This window comes from Vandammella animalimorsus (assembly GCF_002288875.1).
Classification (GTDB): Bacteria; Pseudomonadota; Gammaproteobacteria; order Burkholderiales; family Burkholderiaceae_C; genus Lampropedia; species Lampropedia animalimorsus.
On record NZ_NTBH01000001.1, the window covers coordinates 355,120 to 371,293 of the forward strand.

Genomic DNA, 16,174 nt, shown 5'->3' on the forward strand with positions numbered 1-16,174 from the left:
ACGCGGCGCTGCAATGTGTGCAGGCCTCCCCTTGGTCAGCGCAGCCAGGCCCGGCAGCCCTCGCGCTGAAAACCTGTTTGCACCGCGCCCTGCCATGTCCACGCCCTCTTCCCTGACCCATCGCCTGCACCAACTGCTGCTCGACCTGCGCCCGGCCCCAACGGGCATTGCCCTCAAGGAGTGCTTGCGCATCATGGGCGGCTGCGCCCTCTCGGTGGGCATTGTCGCCACGCTGGCGCAGTGGCTGGCGCAAAGCCAGCTGGAGCTGTTCTGGCATGGCGCGACGCTGGCCTCCTCGGCGCTGCTGGTGTTCGCACTGCCCTTCAGCCCCATGGCCCAGCCCTGGGCCGTGCTGATGGGCAGCCTGCTGTGCACGGCCGTGGGCATGGCCTGCTCCTGGCTGTTGGGGCACAACACCGTGCTGGCCGCCTGCCTGGCCGTGCCACTGGCCATCGTGGCCATGATTTATCTGCGCGCCGTGCATCCGCCAGCCACCTCGCTGGCCTTGTACGCCGTACTGCAACACATCCACGCCCCGAGCGTGCTGCTGTTTCCGATCGGTTTCAACCTGCTGCTGCTCATTGCCATTGCCATTGCCTATAACCACGCCACTGGGCGGCGCTACCCCCACCGGCAAATCAGCACCGCCGCTCCAGACGAAGCCAGCGCGCAGGGCAAGCAATTGCTCACCCAAACCGATGTGGACCAGGTGCTGGCGCGGCACAACGAGTTGCTGGCCATCAGCCGCAACGACCTGACAAAGATGCTGCAAAAAGCCAGTGGCGCAGCCTACGAGCGCACCTTTGGCGAGCTGCGCTGCGCCGACGTCATGACCACCCAGGTGCACAGCGTGCAGGCCGACATGGCCATCGACGAATTCGAGGCCTACATGCGCCAGTACCGCCACCGCGAGCTGCCCGTGCTCGATGCCGACGGGCATTTGCTGGGCACAGTCGGCCTGGCGCAATGGATGGACCTACAAGACCAGCAGCCTGCCGCACAGGCTGCAACCCAAGCCGCCGCTGCCGACAGCGCCGGTCAGCAAGCCCAGAGCAGCCGCTGGCGTCAGTGGATGCGCTTGCCCTGGAAAGCCCTGGCCGCCCCGCCCGAGCCACCAGCGCCCGAACCCACACCCACCGCACCGCAGCGCGTGCGCGACATCATGGTGCCCTCGGTGGCCGTGGCCCATGGCGAGCAGCCCGTGCTGGAGCTGCTGGGCCTGCTGTGCCAGGGCGGGCTCTACCACCTGCCCGTGGTGGGCGAAAACCAGCGCCTGCTGGGCATCATCACCCAGACCGATGTGCTGCGCGCCCTGAACCAGGCCTTGCCCGAGGCCACCCCGCGCAGCGACGCCGCCGCCAGCGGCAACGCCCCCAGCGAGCCAGAAACCCAGGCCCCCAGCGCCTCGGACGAAACCCCAGCCACGCCGCTGCCAGCGCCAGAGCAGCCCCAGGCCCAGGCCGACAGCAACGCCCCGCAGCCGCCCAGCGCCCCCGGCGATGCCTCGCCCCTGCAGCCCGAGGCCGCTGCCAGCGCGCCAGCGCCCGCCGCCTCGTCAGACGGTATTGCATCCAGCACTGCTCAAACCAATGCCAGCGCTGCGCCCCCCAGCAGCGCCGAGGCGCGCAGTGACTAACATGCTTTGCCTCTGCCCTTACCCTTGCTCGCACTGATGAAAGCGCTTTTGCCTGCGGTGTAGGCATCGCGGTCGGGCGCGTGTTCTGCGAGCAGGCGGATTTTCAGCGCCTCGTAGGCTTGCGCGAGATCGGCGCGGCTGCGCAGCAGGTCGCGGAAGGCCACTTCGTCAGTGTCGCCGGCAAGGCGCAGATGGATGTGAAAAACGCGCGCGGCGTAGCCTTGCAGGGTGTAGCCTTTGTTGAAGGTGATACGGCCATCGCTGCGCGACATGGGCAGATAGCCACTCTCATCGAGGCGCTTGGCAGCGCGCTGCAGGGCGGCCGGGTCGGGCGTTTCCACAAGGATGTCGACAATGGGCTTGGCGCGGATGCCAGCAATGGCGGTGCTGCCAATATGGTGGATGGCCAGGGCGTCTTCGCCAAGCAGTGTTTGCAGTTGCGCTTTTTCTTCTGCGTACCACGCCTGCCATGCAGCGCAGTGCGCTTGAAGGCGCATGGGAAAGAGCGCCCACAGGCGCTCGAGCGGGAAATCGAGCAGGGCACGGTCAGGATCAGGCATGGAAGCGGAGCGGGTGTGCCAATCTTGCGATGCACGCTTGGGCGTCATCAACGATTCTGGATAGGCCCCAGCCACTGCGGCCGCAGGATCTTGTCCAGCCTGTCCAGCGGCAGGCGCAGCTCCTGCAGCCCATCGGTGAAAGGCCCCAGCTCATAGGGGCTGTAAAGAAACACCAGCTCGCTGCCATCCTCGGAGAAGTGAAAGCAGGGGCTGATGAAGGTGGCAAACTGCGCGCGCAGCTGCGCATAGTGCTGCGCCGGGCCGTCAAAGGCCCCCTGGCGCGCTTGCTCCAACAAGGCCAGCAAAGCCGCTTGTTGGCCTGGCTGCAGCAGACCCTGCACATCCAGGGCCTGGCCCTGGTCATCGATCACGTAACTGCACTGCGCGTATTCCGGGTGGGCCTTGCCTTCGAAGTAATGGCCTGACTGCAGCTCAAATTGCTGCCAGCCACGGTAAGCGCCCAGGTACCTGACCTCGAGCGAGAGGCTGCTGTTGCCCGGCATGGCCTCATCAAAGGCCGCCCAGATCGGCGCAAAGTCGCGCGCAATCCCATGTTCGTCGAGCCCGGCCTGGCGCAAGGCCGCCGCGCCCAGGTGCGCCTGCAATTGCCGGTTGATCTCGGCATTGATGCGGCGGTTGATGGCCGCCTGCGGCGTGGCCGCGTAGCGCAGTTGCAGCTGCGGGCAGGCCCGATCGCAATCGCGCAGCCGCGCCCGCAGCGCCGCTGGCGCCTGGCTCAGCGGCGGCGTGAACGTGGCCTGCATGCCGCCGCCCTGCCCCGGCGGCGTTGTGCCGCGGGCCTCATCGGCCAAGGCTGCGCCGGCGCACAGCCAGGCACAAGCGCACAAGATTGCTGGTTTGAACAAGGTTTTCTCCTTTTTCTTGTCAATCATGCACGCAGCGCCCAGGCCTGCCTGCCACCGAACAATGCACCGCATCGCGCCTGGCCATTCTGGCATGGGCCGGGCAGTGCCCTGCTGGGCCTGGCAGGCCGGTGCAGGCCGCCAACAGGTTCTAAAATGCGCGGTTTTTTGCAACTGCCCGCTACGCCGGGCCTTTGGCATGTCCGAGTCCACCCCCACCTCTTCGAGCCAAGCTCCGCACCAGGCCGATGCGGCCCCTGCGGTCGATGAAAACCAGCTATTGGCCGAGCGCCGCGAAAAGCTGCAGCAGCTGCGCGAGGCCGCCCAGGCCAGCGGCGCGCCGGTCTTCCCCAACGATTTCCAGCCCAGCCACCGCGCCCAGCCGCTGCAGGATGCACATGGCATGCGCACGGCCGAGGAGCTTCAGGCCCAGGGCGAGCGCGTGCGCGTAGCCGGACGCATGATGCTCAAGCGCGTCATGGGCAAGGCCAGCTTTGCCACCATCCAGGACGCCACAGGCCGCATCCAACTCTACATCACGCGCGATGGCGTGGGCGAGGAGCTTTATGCCCAGTTCAAACGCTGGGATCTGGGCGACATCATTGCCGCCGAGGGGGTGCTGTTCAAAACCAAGACCGGCGAGCTGTCCATCCAGGCCGATCAACTGCGCATGCTCACCAAAAGCCTGCGCCCCCTGCCCGATAAGTTCCACGGTGTGGCCGATCAGGAGCTCAAATACCGCCAGCGTTATGTGGATCTCATCAGCGATGCCAGCACGCGCCAGCGCTTCGTGCAGCGCAGCCAGGCCATTTCCGGTATGCGGGCCTTCATGGTCGAGCATGGCTTTCTGGAAGTGGAAACGCCGATGCTGCATCCCATCCCCGGCGGCGCCAATGCGCGCCCCTTTGTGACGCACCACAACGCGCTGGAGCAGGACATGTTCCTGCGCATCGCCCCCGAGCTCTACCTCAAACGCCTGATCGTCGGCGGTTTCGAGCGCGTGTTCGAGATCAACCGCAACTTCCGCAACGAAGGCATCTCGGTGCGCCACAACCCCGAGTTCACGATGATGGAGTTCTACGCCGCGTACTGGAACTACCGCGATCTGATGGACTTCACCGAGGCGCTGATCCGCCACACCGCCTTGCAGGCCACAGGCAGCCTGAAGCTGAACTACCAAGGCCAGGCCGTGGATCTGGCCCAACCCTTTGCGCGCATGACCATCCGTGAGGCCATCATGCAGCATTGCGAAGGCGGCAGCGCCGTGGACGATCGCCAGTGGCTGTTGCAGGCGCTGGCGCGCGCGGGCATCGACGCGCAGGAGCAGCAGCTCGAGCGCCGCAGTCTGGCCGGCCTGCAGGTGCTGCTGTTCGAGGAAGTGGTCGAGGCCAAGCTCTGGCAGCCCACTTTCATCATGGAGCACCCCACGGAGATCTCGCCGCTGGCGCGCGCCAACGACCAGCGCCCGGAAGTGACCGAGCGCTTTGAGCTCTATATCACCGGTCGTGAAATGGCCAATGGCTTTTCTGAGCTGAACGACGCGCAGGATCAGGCCGCGCGCTTCAACGCCCAGGTGCAGGCCAAGGACAGCGGCGATGACGAGGCCATGTACTTCGACCACGACTTCATTCGTGCGCTGGAATACGGCATGCCGCCCGCAGGCGGCTGCGGCATCGGCATCGACCGGCTGATGATGCTGCTGACCGACAGCGCCAGCATCCGCGACGTGATCCTGTTCCCTGCCTTGCGCCACCGGCAGGAGGCTTGAAAAGCCTGAGCGCCTGCCATCGCGCCTGTGCAAGCCTGTGCAATGGCGGGCGCGATGCATGCCGCCCTCTGGCCTGGCTGGGCCAGTCAGCCGCGTGGGGCGCAATGCGCGGCTGGCGTGGCGTGCGGCCGCTTACTTGGTGCCGAAGATGCGGTCGCCCGCGTCGCCCAGGCCAGGCAGGATATAGCCGTGCTCGTTGAGCTCACGATCCAGCGCGGCGGTGTAGATGTGCACGTCCGGGTGGGCCTTTTGCAGCAGCTGCACCCCCTCGGGCGCGGCCAACAGGCACAGGAACTTGATCGAGCGCGGCCCCAGCGATTTGACGCGATCGACGGCGGCCACGACCGAGTTGCCGGTGGCCAGCATGGGATCGACCAGGATGACGTCGCGCTCGGCCACCTCGGAAGGCATCTTGAAGTAGTACTCCACGGCCTGCAGCGTCTTGGGGTCGCGGTACAGGCCGATATGCCCCACGCGCGCGCCAGGCACGACGTCGAGCACACCTTCGAGGATGCCGCCGCCGGCGCGCAGGATCGACACCAGCACCAGCTTCTTGCCGTCGATCATCGGCGCCTGCATGGTCTCCAGCGGGGTTTCGATCTGCACCATGTGCACTGGCATGTCGCGCGTGACCTCATAGGCCATGAGCGTGCTCAGCTCGTGCAGCAGGCGGCGAAAGCTGCTGGTGCTGGCGGTCTTGACGCGCATCAGCGTGAGTTTGTGCTGCACCAGCGGGTGATCGACGATGTGCAGCGTGTCGTGGTTGATGCTCATGGGGCAATCCTGATCGGTGGTTTCAAAGCGCCTGCGTGCAGATCATGGCTCGGGGCAGGCGATTCATAGGCTTCAGTAAATCAACAGGCTGAGCCAGTAGGCCAGCGCAGCCACAAAGGCGCTGGCCGGGATGGTAAAGATCCAGGCCCAGACGATGTTGCCAGCCACGCCCCAGCGCACAGCGCTGGCGCGCTGGGTGGAGCCCACGCCCACGATGGCGCCAGTGATGGTGTGCGTGGTGGAGACGGGAATACCGATGATGGTGGCCAGAAACAGCGTCAGCGCGCCGCCGGTTTCGGCGCAAAAGCCGCCCACGGGCTTGAGCTTGGTGATCTTCTGGCCCATGGTCTTAACGATGCGCCAGCCGCCGAACATGGTGCCCAGCGCAATGGCCGCATAGCACGAGAGGATCACCCACATCGGCGGGGCGCTGGCCTCCTGCCCCATGTAGCCGGTGCCAATGAGCAGCAGCCAGATGATGCCGATGGTCTTTTGCGCATCGTTGCCGCCATGGCCCAGGCTGTAGGCGCCGGCCGAGACCAACTGCAGGCGGCGGAACCACTTGTCCACATGGCCGGGCCGGGTGCGCCGAAACAGCCAGGCCACGGCCACCATCATCAGCGAGCCCAGCAGGTAGCCCAGCAGCGGCGAGACGAAGATGAACAGCACCACCTTGGCCACGCCCAGCAGCTCCAGCGCGCCCGGGCCGGACTTGGCGATGACAGCGCCCACAATGCCGCCGATCAGCGCATGCGAGGAGCTGCTGGGGATGCCGTAATACCAAGTCAGCAAGTTCCAGCTGATGGCCCCGACCAGCGCGCCAAAAACCACATGGGTATCGACGAACTGCGGCGCAACAATGCCCTTGCCCACGGTGGCGGCCACACTCAGGTGAAAAACAAAGATGGCAATGAAGTTGAAAAAAGCCGCAAACAGCACAGCGTGCGTGGGCTTGAGCACGCCTGTGGAAACCACGGTGGCAATCGAGTTGGCCGCATCGTGAAAGCCATTCATGAAGTCAAACACCAGGGCCAATACCACCAGCAAGACCACCACCCACAGGGCGGCCTGCGTCACTGCCATCACTTCCATCGCTCAATCCTGCAAAACGGGTTTAAGGGCATAGCCAAGGCGCACGCTAGGCCAGCTGGGCTTTGCGCATCCCAGGCCCAGGCATGTTCAGGAGTTTTCCAGCACGATGCCTTCGACGATGTTGGCCACGTCCTCGCAGCGGTCGCTGATGGTCTCCAGCAACTCATAGATGGCCTTGAGCTTGATGAGCTCGCGCACGTCGTCAAGATCCTCGCGGAACAGCGCGCTCATGGCCGTGCGCAGCACGCGGTCGGCATCGCTTTCGAGCTGGTCGATCTCCTCGCAGGTTTTCAGGGCCGCCTCGGCCACGCTGGCATCGGCAATCTTGTCGAGCATGGCGATGGCGCTGTGCAGGCGCTCGCAGCAGCGCAAGTCCAGCTCCGCCAGATTGCGCATGGCTGGGGTGAGCTTTTGCACGTCGTAGAGCACCAGCGCCTCAGCCACGTCTTGAATCAGATCGGCCACATCGTCCAGCGCATTGATCAGGCTGTGGATCTGCTCACGGTCAATAGGGGTGATGAAGGTCTGGTGAATGGCCCTGTTGACCTGGTTGGTGATCGCATCAGCCTCGTGCTCGGCATCGTCGATGGCGCGGTTGTGGCGCTCGCGCGCAGCCGGATCACTGTAGTTGTCCACCAGCTCTAGCAGCGCCTGGGCCGCGCGCATGACGTAATCGGCGTGCTGGTTGAACAGCGCAAAAAAATTGCCCTCACGAGGCAAGAGCTTCCCGAACAGCATGGCAACTCCCTTGAAAAATTGATCTGGCCGTCGCTGGCGCCATCACCCATTGCTGCGCCGCAGCGTCAATTGGGCTGGACTGGCAGGCGATTGGAAACATTGATACAAAATTGTAAACGATGCCTTTGCCCGCCCACCGTACCCAGCAACCCATAAGACTGGCAAATCAAGCTGGGCAAAAGCCAGCGTCACTTTGCCGTGCCGAGCCTCGCCAGCGTGAACAGGGCCTGGTCAAACAGCGATTCGCTTTGACGACACTATCGCATAAACTCGCTATCACAATTTTAAAAGCCCTGCAAGAATGTGACTTTCGATCCAAGCAAATTCAGGCGAAATCTTCCTTTTTGTGCTATTTTGTATTCAAATGTAGCAATTGCTGTCAGGGGTGCCTTGCAAGAATCCAGCGCCTGCTTGGCTGCTGGATTCTTGCAGGGCATCTCTTGAGCCCATGGCCACCTGGCCACAGCGGCGCAGGGCGACTGCGCCGCTGCAGGCAGGTTTTGGCGCTGGGCATTCAATCTGAAAAAGAAGGGACTGACCATGCGTACCGACATGCTCCAGCAGGTGCTGGAAGAACTCAAGGGCTCCTCGGCCGATGTGGAGGCTTCCGCGCTGATCTCCACCGACGGGCTGATGATTGCCTCCGCCCTGCCCAACGGCATGGACGAGGACCGCGTGGGCGCGATGTCGGCGGCGCTGCTGTCGTTGGGTGACCGCGCCGTGCGCGAGCTGGCGCGCGGCACGCTCGAGCGCGTGCTGCTGCAGGGCGATCGCGGCTACGTCATCATGAGCTCCTCTGGCACCGAAGCGGTGCTGACCGTGCTGGCCAAGCACAACGCCAAGCTCGGCCTGCTGTTTTTGGACATCAAGCGCGCAGCCGAAGCGCTGTCCAAGCTGGTTTGACGCAAGGAGGGCCGGCCAATGGCATTCCCCCCGATGCAACCCGCTGACGACGCGCAGCAAACGCATACGCTGCACTTTCATGACGGCAGCAGCCGCACCGTGCAGGTCAGTCAGCGTGAAATCCCCTACCCGGACGGGCGGCTGATCATCTCCCGAACCGACCTGCAAGGCATCATCACCCACGCCAACGAGGCCTTCGTCGAGCTCTCAGGCTACACGCGCGAGGAGCTCATCGGCCAGCCCCATTGCGTGCTGCGCCACCCGGACATGCCCCGCGCGGCCTTCAAGGATTTGTGGGACACCGTCGCCGCTGGCAAAAAGTGGCACGGCTACGTGAAAAATCTGCGCAAGGACGGCGCGCACTACTGGGTCTACGCCACGGCCGTGCCCAATGTGCGCAACGGGCAAATCGTGGGCTACACCTCGGTGCGTCGCAAGCCATCTCGCAAGAAGATTGCTGAGATGAGCGCCTTGTATCAGCAATGGCTGGCCGCCGAAGGGAGCGCGTCATGACACTGAATCTGCTGATCGCACCGGATTTCGCCCCCGAGCGTTTTGCCGGCTGGCACATGCTCAACACCCTGCTGCAGAAGAAGTCGGGCCTGCACCTGCACCTGCTGACCCCGGCCTCGGCGGCCGAGCAGGCCGAGCTCATCGCCCAGGGCCAGGTGCACCTGGTCTATGCCAACCCGTTCGATGCCGCCTCGATGGTGCGCGAGGCCGGCTACCGCGCCATCGCGCGGCCCGTGGGCAAATCCGATGAAATGGTCATCGCCACCAGCGCTGGGTCGGCGCTGAACAGCGTGGAAGACCTGCAGCCCGGCGCGCGCATCGCGCTGACCGACAACAAGGACGTCAAGCTCATCGGACTGCGCCTGCTGGAGCCGGCCGACCTGGGAGAAGCCGACGTGCAATGGCAGCTGGTGGACAACTACCAGGCCGCCGCGCGCCTGGCCATCAAGGGCGAGGTCGATGCCAGTTTCTTCCTGGCCGAGGCCTACCACTCGCTCTCGCGCCTGACGCGCTCGCAGCTCAAGCCACTGATCGAAAGCAAACTGGCCGACATCACCCATGTGCTGCTGGTGCAAGGCGGCATCGAGCCGGATGCGGCCCAGCGCATCAGCGCGGCGTTGCTGGATCTGAAAGGCACGCCCGATGGTCAGCCCGTGCTCGATGAGCTGGGCATGGGCGGCGGCTTTGAAGCCATGAGCGAGGAAGATGCAGAGTTCATGATCGACCTGATGGACACCCTGCTGGACTGAAACGGCGGCACACCCCATGACCGCGCAACAGCACCCGGCCAGACTGCCCCAGACCGCCCAGGCCCAGGGCGCCACGGCGCCCGCCGGCCTGGCCGCGCCGCAGGCCCATCATGCCGCCCGCGCCCGCTTGCGTCAGGCCAGCCGTCTGGTGCTGCAAGCGCCAACAGACTTGGCCTTGCATGCCCAGCGCATCCAAATGGCCCTGGCCTTGCCGGGTACAGAGCCGCTGCAAGCGGCCTTGGTGGACATGCTGTGCGGCTGCAAAGCCCCGCCCCAGGCACTGTGCGAGGTGCTGGCCCAGCCGGCCGTGCGCGAGCGCCTGCCCGCCCCCGCCTGGCAAGCGCTGCACGCCCAGGCGCAAAGCGGCCGGTCGCTGCCGCGCGTCACGCCGCTGGCCACCCGCTGGTGCATACTGGCCAGCCCCTCACTGGATGTGCCGCAGCGGGCTTGGCTGTGCGGGGTGGACGATTCGCGCAACATTGCCGCGCACGCGCTGGCCCCATTGCAGGCAGGCGATGCAGAAGCCGAGCAAGACTTTCTGGCGCACTGCCTGGGCTCGCACGACACCCTGGCCTTCATGCTCGCGCGCCGTGCATTGCAACGCCAGAGCATCGCGCTGTCCCCGCAATGGGAGCACACCATGCAGGCGCTGCAGCAAAGGATGGATGCATGAACGACAACTGGGTATTGCTGGCCGGGCTGACCGACCACGAGGCCGCCGCCATCGAGATCATGATCAACATGACTTGGCGCGACCAGCGCTGCATTACCCTGCGCCGCGACCTCTCGCTGAGCATCCCTGAGCAGACTGCGCAGGCCAAAGCCTGTCGCTACTGCGTCATCGACCTGTTCAGCCTGGGGCTGCGCAAGCATTCGCCCGAAAACGAAGTTCTGCTGCTGCAGTTTTTGGCTGGCCGCTCTGCCGTGCTGTTGGTGCGCGGCAGCGGCAGCGGCTGGTTCGACGCCCTGCTGCCGCTGCAGCCTGGCCAGCACATCACCTGCCTGAGCATGCCCTACAGCAGCATCGCCCTGCGCGATGCCCTGCAGAAAATCAAAAACGCCAACGCCGCCGATGCGCAGCGCCCGCCTGCCGCAGTCCAGCCCAGCGCCCGCCAGCCTGTGCATGCCGCCGCATCAGCGCCATCTGCCTCGTCCGCAGGAGCAACTCAATCCCGCGTCACTGACGACGCAGCGGCTGACAGGCCGCGCGCGGAGGCCATGCCGTCGCGCTCTGCACCTTCCCGCTCTGCGCCCTCCCCCGCGCCTGCTCCTGCCACGGCGCCCGCGCCCATGCCCGCCTGGCGCCGCGCCCTGCAATTGGCCGAGCGCCTGCACGCCGAGCGCAGCGCGCGCCAGCCCGCTGCCGCCCAGCAGCCCGCCCCGCCCCCAGCGCCAAGCGCTCGACCAACCCCGAACCCGCCGCGCGATCCCATCGCCCCCACACCCCCACAGCCAGTGGCCAATCGCCCGGCCAGTCACCCGGCCCGCAGCGCCCAGGCGCCTGCCCGCAGCATCGCAGCAGCCCCGCCAAGCCAGACAGGGGCAGCCGAAAGCCTGTCCGTGGCCCCGCCAGCCGTGCCTTTGTCCGCCCAAGCCATGGGCCTGCGCACAGGTGCCTGGGCCCAGCTGCTGCGCACCCTGCCAGCCCTGAAGGGGGTTGCGCTGGCAGACTTTATCGGCCAAACGCTGCAGGACACACTGGGCGAAGGCCTGCAACTCTGGCGCATTGGCCCAGTCGTTTGCCTGGTGCATGTGCGCCAGGGCTGGATGGCCACGACAGCTCCGGCGGCCACCTTGCAAAAAATGGTGCACACCCCCGGCCTGCTGCAACGCGTGCAGCGCCAATCCCTGCCCGCCGATGAGTTGCCCAGCGCAGTCCAGCAGTTCTTTGGGCAGTCTTTCGAGCGCATGCAAAGACCGCTGGATGTGCTGGCCTGGGATTTGCTCAGCGAATCGCTGGACGGCCTGACGCTGCAGGCGCAGGACGACTTCACGCTGCAACTGCGCAGCTTTCCCAACTTCCCGCACCTCACGCGCAGCGATCCGTTGGACGTGCAGCTGGCAGCCATCTGTGCCCGCATCCCCCAATCCGTGAATGACCTGTTGCGCGCTTTCCCCCGCCATGAACAGGCCGTGCTGCGCTTTATCACGTTGAGCGTGGCCTGCGGCCTGGCAGTGGTGCTGGACACGCCCGCCCACCAGCACAAAGACACCCCAAGCCCCGATCAGGCTGCCACGGCAAAGCCCACACCTGCAGCAGCGCCCCCGGCAACAGCGCCAGCCCCCGCCAGCGGCGCCGCCAAGGCGCGGCGCGGCTTCTTCAAGTCCTTGCTGGACAAGCTCTTCTGACCCTGCTGCCATGGCCAATACCTACAAGCTCGTTTTCGCCGGCCCCGTGGGCGCGGGCAAGACCACGGCCATCCAGTCCCTGTCGGACATCGAGGTCGTTCGCACCGAAGCCAATGCCTCCGACGAGGTGCGCCTGCTCAAGCAAACCACCACCGTGGCCATGGACTACGGCCTGATGAAGCTCGCCAGCGGCGATCAGGTGCGCCTGTACGGCACGCCCGGGCAAAAGCGCTTTGACTTCATGTGGGACATCCTCACCGAAAATGCGCTGGGCCTGGTGCTGATGATCAAGGCCAGCGCCCCCGACCCAGTGGCCGACCTGCGCACCTACACCCAGGCCTTCCGCCCCTTCATCGACAAAACCTCTCTGGTGGTGGGCATCACCCACAGCGAAAGCCGCAGCCCGCAGGTGCGCCACACCCTCTCGCGCACGCTGCTGGAGCTGGGGCTGCCGCCCACAGCCATGGACACCGACGCGCGCAACCGCGCGCACATGGCCATCCTGGTCAAGGCCCTGATCTACGGCATTGATCCCTTCAACGGCTCGCACCAGGGCTGATCACCATGGACGACGCCTTTTTGATGCTCACTCCCGCAGGCGCCTTGCACAGCCATGCGCTGCGCCAGCCTGACGAAGCCTGCGCCGCCCTGCAAAGCCTGATGCACGGCGAGCAAACGCCGCGCCGCAGCGCCTGGCTGGCGCAATCGCCCGAGCACCGCGCCGTGCTGGCGCGCGCGCTGTACGAAGGCTGGGTGGATGAGCTGCCGCGCAGCCTGCCCGCGCCCACGCTCAACCTCGACCACTACCTGCCGCACGCCATCGCCGGCCTGTCCAGCACGCGCACCGCCGCGCTGGCCTCGGACCAGGGCTTTTGCCTGGGGCGCGTGGGCTACGACGAGCGCCAGGCCGAGACCCTGTGCGCCGTCGCGGCCGATTTCAGCGACTTCATGCAGCGCCAGCAGCAGCGCGGCTGGCACAACAGCGGCCGCGCCATCTCCTTCTACCAAGGCATCGACATGCTGATGCCCGACACCTCACTGGCCCTGTTCTGGGTGGACGGCGTGGGCTACTGGCTCATCCTCGGCGGCGAGCCGCTGCTCAACAACCGCGCCCTGGTGGAGCTGATCTGGGGCATCCACGCCGCAGGCAGCAAATTTGCCCGCAGCAGCTTGGCGCGGCAACGCTGGCAATCCCGGTAAGCACGCCTTTTTTCTATCTCCAATCAAGGCAAAGGCGCGGCTGCCCGCGCCGCAGCTTCACTGCGCTGGGTCGCGCACCACGTCCACGCCTGGCGGCGGCGTGAACTCAAAGCGCTTGGTCGGCAAAGCGACGTTCTTCTCAAAGCCCTCAAAACGCAGGGCCGAGCGCTGGCCGAAGTTGTCCTCGATCTCCAGCGCCGCCAGGGCATCACCGGCAAAGCCAATGCGCACGCTGCGCAGCGTGCCATCACTGGCCTTGGGCGTGGCCAGCACCCATTGCAGGCCATCGGCATCCGGGGCGCTCTCCAGCTTGAAGTCGCGCTCCAGCGCAGCGCGCGTGCTGGCCGAGGAGACGATGGCCGCCGGCGTGCTGCTCAGCGCCCGCTGCTGATCGCGCGCCGTGACCTGCTCCAGATCGGGGTCGTAAATCCACAGCGTCTTGCCATCGCCGACGATTTGTTGCGGGAATGGCTTGAGGTAATCAAAGCGGAACTGCCCGGCCGGACGCGCAAAGGCGAACGTGCCGCTCGAGCGCGTCACGCGCCCAGCCTCGCCATCGCGCGGCGGCGCCGTCACCGTCTGCGTGAAGCTGGCCTGGCCCGATTGCACCTGCTGCACAAAACGCTCCAACGCCTGCAGGCCATCGGCCCAGGCCCAGGGGGCCAACAAGGCCAGCGCCAGGGAAACTGCGGTTTTCTTCATGGGAAAGGCTTTCATCAAATCAAAAACAGGCCCAGCGCAGCGCCAGGCCTTGTGAACAGATTCTTGGGAACAGACTGGCCCGCATTGTGCCCAAGCCAGCCACGGCAAAAAACTTCCCTTGGAGGCAGACGCGCCTGCACAGTTCAGCGCCCCAAGCGGCAATTACCCTTTTTTGCAGATTCCAGACCGTAGCCCATCGCGCCTTGTCATGCCTCGCGGTGCCACATCGTGCCTCGCTGTGCCTTGCTGTGCCTTGCAGTGGCCCATCGTGCCATGCCGGCCATTGTCACAATCGCCGGGCATACTGCGGGGTTTGGCCCATCTCTGGAAACCCCCAGCGCCCCAACATGCCCGAGCCCCTCTTGCACGACAGCCCCGAGCCCGATACGCCCTGCCCCTCCTCCTGGAGCCTGCACACCGACGCCGACAGCGCGCTGGCCGCCGTGGCCGCGCTGTACCAGCAGCAAACCAGCCTGCTGCGCCACGGTCTGCAGCGCTTTCTGGCCGGTGAGGACACGGGCCCCGTGCGGGCCTGCTATCCACAGGTGCGGATCACGCCAGCCCACACTGTGGACAGCGCCCTGGCCTCCTTCAACACCCAATCGGCCTATGGTTTCGTAGCCGGGCCGGGTTGTTACCAATCGACCCTGACGCGCCCTGACCTGTTCGCCGACTACTACCGCGAGCAGTTTGCGCTGCTGCTGCAGCACCACCGCGTGCCGCTGCAAGTGGGCCTGAGCGGCGAGCCCATGGCGCTGCACTTTGCCGACGTCGAGCAGGCCCTGGCCGATGCGCCGCTGAGCCCGCAGCGCAAGCAGCTGCTGCACCTGTACTTCGACGCCCCAGACCTGCTGCGCGTGGACGATGACGTGGCCAACGGCACGGCCCGCTTCGCCCCCGGCGAGCCTCAACCCCTGTCGCTGTTCACCGCCCAGCGCGTGGACCTCTCGCTGCAGCGCTTGCGCCACTACAGCGGCACCGCGCCCGAGTGCTTTCAGCACTACGTGCTGTTCACCAACTACCAGTTCTACATCGAAGAATTCCTGCGCACCGCGCAGGCCGAGCTGGCCCGCGAGGACAGTGCCTACACCGCGCTGATCGAACCGGGCAACCGCATCAGCTGGCGCAGCGGCCTGGGCCCGGCCAGCGCCCAGGTCGAACCCTGGCTGGCCGCACTGGCAGCCCAGACCGCCCAGGCCAGCGGCAGCGCCAACCACGCCGCCAGCGGCCACAGCACCGGCCGCCTGCCGCAAATGGCCGCCTACCACCTCGTGCAGCCCGGCGGCCAGGGCATCACCCTGGTGAACATCGGCATCGGCCCGGCCAACGCCAAAACCATGACCGACCACATCGCCGTGCTGCGCCCGCACGTGTGGATCATGCTCGGGCACTGCGCCGGGCTGCAAAGCAGCCAGCAACTGGGCGACTACGTGCTGGCGCACGGCTACATCCGCGACGACCACGTGCTCGATGAAGACCTGCCCACCTGGGTGCCCATCCCCGCGCTGGCCGAAGTGCAGCAGGCGCTGGAGCAAGCCGTGGGCCAGGTCTGCGGCGTCAGCGGCCTGCAGGTCAAGCGCATCATGCGCACCGGCACCGTGGCCAGCACCGACAACCGCAACTGGGAGCTGCTGGACTACCAAACCCCGCTGACGCGCTTCAAGCAAGGCCGCGCCATCGCCCTGGACATGGAAAGCGCCACCATCGCCGCCAACGGCTACCGCTTCCGCGTGCCCTACGGCACCTTGCTGTGCGTGAGCGACAAACCCCTGCACGGCGAGCTCAAACTGCCCGGCATGGCCAACCAGTTCTACCGCGGCCGCGTGCTGCAACACCTGCAAATCGGCATCCAGGCCATCCAAATCCTGCAAGCGCAGGAACACGCCCGCCTGCACAGCCGCAAACTGCGCAGCCACGCCGACGTGGCGTTTCGCTGAGCCAGCGCAGAAGCCCCTTTGGTTGAGATTGGGTTTGCGAAGCGGTTTTTCGAGGCAAAAGCCGCAAATGCAAGGAGAAAGCGCGCGCAAGGTTGGACACCTTGCAAGCGTTTTCAACGCAGCAGTTGAGGGTTTTGACCGAAAACACCGCCGCAACACTCAATCTCAACAACCCCTAACGCATGGCCAGCGTGTTCCTGCAGCGCGGGTAATTCACACAGCCCCAGAAGCGCTGCCCCGTCTTGCCGTGGGCGCGCTCGGCCATCTTCACGCCACAACTGGCGCAAGTGGGGCGCCAATACTCCCCCTCAAAGGCCACCGCCAGCAGTGCAGCCTGCTGCTCGGGCGTGCGCGAGGCAATCAATTTCAGCAAGCCCGCGCCATCCTGCG

At 65.8% G+C, this 16,174-nt stretch carries 18 protein-coding genes; 10 read left to right on the plus strand and 8 right to left on the minus strand.

Annotated elements, in window-relative coordinates; translation table 11 throughout:
• Positions 1-94: 94 nt before the first annotated feature.
• The gene (locus tag CLI93_RS01465; protein ID WP_172424353.1) at positions 95-1,636 is read left to right on the plus strand and encodes an HPP family protein; all 1,542 of its coding nucleotides are present in this window, start codon (positions 95-97) and stop codon (positions 1,634-1,636) included.
• Here CLI93_RS01465 and CLI93_RS01470 read toward each other — a convergent pair.
• Complete coding sequence (locus CLI93_RS01470) at positions 1,633-2,196, minus strand: GrpB family protein (RefSeq protein ID WP_095543430.1); 564 nt, start codon at positions 2,194-2,196, stop codon at positions 1,633-1,635. The genes CLI93_RS01465 and CLI93_RS01470 overlap by 4 nt on opposite strands.
• A 47-nt stretch (positions 2,197-2,243) precedes the next feature.
• Positions 2,244-3,062, minus strand: coding sequence for an RsiV family protein (locus tag CLI93_RS01475; RefSeq protein ID WP_143326460.1), 819 nt, complete (start codon positions 3,060-3,062; stop codon positions 2,244-2,246).
• Between the two features lie 196 nt (positions 3,063-3,258).
• Here CLI93_RS01475 and lysS point away from each other — a divergent pair, with 196 nt between their 5' ends.
• Entirely contained in the window at positions 3,259-4,827 is a 1,569-nt protein-coding gene (gene lysS, locus CLI93_RS01480) for a lysine--tRNA ligase (RefSeq protein WP_095543418.1), read from the plus strand.
• A gap of 132 nt (positions 4,828-4,959) precedes the next feature.
• Here lysS and upp read toward each other — a convergent pair whose 3' ends face one another.
• The 4 genes from upp to CLI93_RS14685 all read right to left on the minus strand — a co-directional run bounded on the left by upp (position 4,960) and on the right by CLI93_RS14685 (position 7,985).
• A complete protein-coding gene (gene upp, locus CLI93_RS01485; protein ID WP_095538733.1) occupies positions 4,960-5,601 on the minus strand; it encodes a uracil phosphoribosyltransferase in 642 nt (213 codons plus the stop codon).
• A gap of 72 nt (positions 5,602-5,673) precedes the next feature.
• On the minus strand, positions 5,674-6,684 hold the full coding sequence (locus tag CLI93_RS01490; protein WP_095543429.1) for an inorganic phosphate transporter: 1,011 nt from the start codon (positions 6,682-6,684) through the stop codon (positions 5,674-5,676).
• Between the two features lie 96 nt (positions 6,685-6,780).
• Complete coding sequence (locus CLI93_RS01495; RefSeq protein WP_095543417.1) at positions 6,781-7,431, minus strand: DUF47 domain-containing protein; 651 nt, start codon at positions 7,429-7,431, stop codon at positions 6,781-6,783.
• Positions 7,432-7,715: 284 nt separating this feature from the next.
• Positions 7,716-7,985 carry a hypothetical protein gene (locus CLI93_RS14685; protein WP_172425507.1) on the minus strand — a complete coding sequence of 90 codons (270 nt, stop codon included), beginning with the start codon at positions 7,983-7,985 and terminating at the stop codon, positions 7,716-7,718.
• On the opposite strand from CLI93_RS14685, the gene CLI93_RS01500 reads away from it, so the two are divergent.
• The 7 genes from CLI93_RS01500 to CLI93_RS01530 are packed head-to-tail and all read left to right on the plus strand — an operon-like array spanning position 7,972 to position 13,145.
• Entirely contained in the window at positions 7,972-8,334 is a 363-nt protein-coding gene (locus CLI93_RS01500) for a roadblock/LC7 domain-containing protein (RefSeq protein WP_095538735.1), read from the plus strand. The genes CLI93_RS14685 and CLI93_RS01500 overlap by 14 nt on opposite strands.
• An 18-nt stretch (positions 8,335-8,352) precedes the next feature.
• Positions 8,353-8,847, plus strand: coding sequence for a PAS domain-containing protein (locus CLI93_RS01505; RefSeq protein ID WP_095543416.1), 495 nt, complete (start codon positions 8,353-8,355; stop codon positions 8,845-8,847).
• The gene (locus CLI93_RS01510) at positions 8,844-9,596 is read left to right on the plus strand and encodes a phosphate/phosphite/phosphonate ABC transporter substrate-binding protein (protein ID WP_095543415.1); all 753 of its coding nucleotides are present in this window, start codon (positions 8,844-8,846) and stop codon (positions 9,594-9,596) included. The genes CLI93_RS01505 and CLI93_RS01510 overlap by 4 nt, the downstream gene beginning before the upstream one ends.
• Before the next feature lie 16 nt (positions 9,597-9,612).
• A complete protein-coding gene (locus CLI93_RS01515; protein ID WP_095543414.1) occupies positions 9,613-10,269 on the plus strand; it encodes a hypothetical protein in 657 nt (218 codons plus the stop codon).
• Positions 10,266-11,945, plus strand: coding sequence for a RodZ family helix-turn-helix domain-containing protein (locus tag CLI93_RS01520; RefSeq protein WP_095543413.1), 1,680 nt, complete (start codon positions 10,266-10,268; stop codon positions 11,943-11,945). Before CLI93_RS01515 ends, CLI93_RS01520 begins: the two co-directional genes overlap by 4 nt.
• Before the next feature lie 10 nt (positions 11,946-11,955).
• The gene (locus CLI93_RS01525; protein WP_095543412.1) at positions 11,956-12,504 is read left to right on the plus strand and encodes a GTP-binding protein; all 549 of its coding nucleotides are present in this window, start codon (positions 11,956-11,958) and stop codon (positions 12,502-12,504) included.
• 5 nt (positions 12,505-12,509) lie between these two features.
• Positions 12,510-13,145, plus strand: coding sequence for a sigma-70 family RNA polymerase sigma factor (locus CLI93_RS01530; protein ID WP_095543411.1), 636 nt, complete (start codon positions 12,510-12,512; stop codon positions 13,143-13,145).
• A gap of 57 nt (positions 13,146-13,202) precedes the next feature.
• On the opposite strand, the gene lolA is transcribed toward CLI93_RS01530, so the two are convergent.
• The gene (gene lolA, locus CLI93_RS01535) at positions 13,203-13,847 is read right to left on the minus strand and encodes an outer membrane lipoprotein periplasmic chaperone LolA (protein ID WP_095543428.1); all 645 of its coding nucleotides are present in this window, start codon (positions 13,845-13,847) and stop codon (positions 13,203-13,205) included.
• Between the two features lie 347 nt (positions 13,848-14,194).
• On the opposite strand from lolA, the gene CLI93_RS01540 reads away from it, so the two are divergent.
• On the plus strand, positions 14,195-15,784 hold the full coding sequence (locus tag CLI93_RS01540; RefSeq protein WP_095543410.1) for an AMP nucleosidase: 1,590 nt from the start codon (positions 14,195-14,197) through the stop codon (positions 15,782-15,784).
• Positions 15,785-15,959: 175 nt separating this feature from the next.
• On the opposite strand, the gene CLI93_RS15275 is transcribed toward CLI93_RS01540, so the two are convergent.
• Positions 15,960-16,157 carry a topoisomerase DNA-binding C4 zinc finger domain-containing protein gene (locus tag CLI93_RS15275; RefSeq protein ID WP_238945915.1) on the minus strand — a complete coding sequence of 66 codons (198 nt, stop codon included), beginning with the start codon at positions 16,155-16,157 and terminating at the stop codon, positions 15,960-15,962.
• Positions 16,158-16,174: the final 17 nt, after the last annotated feature.

Bases quoted from the DNA above. Each gene is read 5' to 3' on its own strand.
- CLI93_RS01465 (WP_172424353.1), top strand. From the start codon at position 95: ATGTCCACGCCCTCTTCCCTGACCCATCGCCTGCACCAACTGCTGCTC.
- CLI93_RS01470 (WP_095543430.1), bottom strand. From the start codon at position 2,196: ATGCCTGATCCTGACCGTGCCCTGCTCGATTTCCCGCTCGAGCGCCTG.
- lysS (WP_095543418.1), top strand. From the start codon at position 3,259: ATGTCCGAGTCCACCCCCACCTCTTCGAGCCAAGCTCCGCACCAGGCC.
- upp (WP_095538733.1), bottom strand. From the start codon at position 5,601: ATGAGCATCAACCACGACACGCTGCACATCGTCGATCACCCGCTGGTG.
- CLI93_RS01490 (WP_095543429.1), bottom strand. From the start codon at position 6,684: ATGGCAGTGACGCAGGCCGCCCTGTGGGTGGTGGTCTTGCTGGTGGTA.
- CLI93_RS01495 (WP_095543417.1), bottom strand. From the start codon at position 7,431: ATGCTGTTCGGGAAGCTCTTGCCTCGTGAGGGCAATTTTTTTGCGCTG.
- CLI93_RS01500 (WP_095538735.1), top strand. From the start codon at position 7,972: ATGCGTACCGACATGCTCCAGCAGGTGCTGGAAGAACTCAAGGGCTCC.
- CLI93_RS14685 (WP_172425507.1), bottom strand. From the start codon at position 7,985: ATGTCGGTACGCATGGTCAGTCCCTTCTTTTTCAGATTGAATGCCCAG.
- CLI93_RS01505 (WP_095543416.1), top strand. From the start codon at position 8,353: ATGGCATTCCCCCCGATGCAACCCGCTGACGACGCGCAGCAAACGCAT.
- CLI93_RS01510 (WP_095543415.1), top strand. From the start codon at position 8,844: ATGACACTGAATCTGCTGATCGCACCGGATTTCGCCCCCGAGCGTTTT.
- CLI93_RS01515 (WP_095543414.1), top strand. From the start codon at position 9,613: ATGACCGCGCAACAGCACCCGGCCAGACTGCCCCAGACCGCCCAGGCC.
- CLI93_RS01520 (WP_095543413.1), top strand. From the start codon at position 10,266: ATGAACGACAACTGGGTATTGCTGGCCGGGCTGACCGACCACGAGGCC.
- CLI93_RS01525 (WP_095543412.1), top strand. From the start codon at position 11,956: ATGGCCAATACCTACAAGCTCGTTTTCGCCGGCCCCGTGGGCGCGGGC.
- CLI93_RS01530 (WP_095543411.1), top strand. From the start codon at position 12,510: ATGGACGACGCCTTTTTGATGCTCACTCCCGCAGGCGCCTTGCACAGC.
- lolA (WP_095543428.1), bottom strand. From the start codon at position 13,847: ATGAAGAAAACCGCAGTTTCCCTGGCGCTGGCCTTGTTGGCCCCCTGG.
- CLI93_RS01540 (WP_095543410.1), top strand. From the start codon at position 14,195: ATGCCCGAGCCCCTCTTGCACGACAGCCCCGAGCCCGATACGCCCTGC.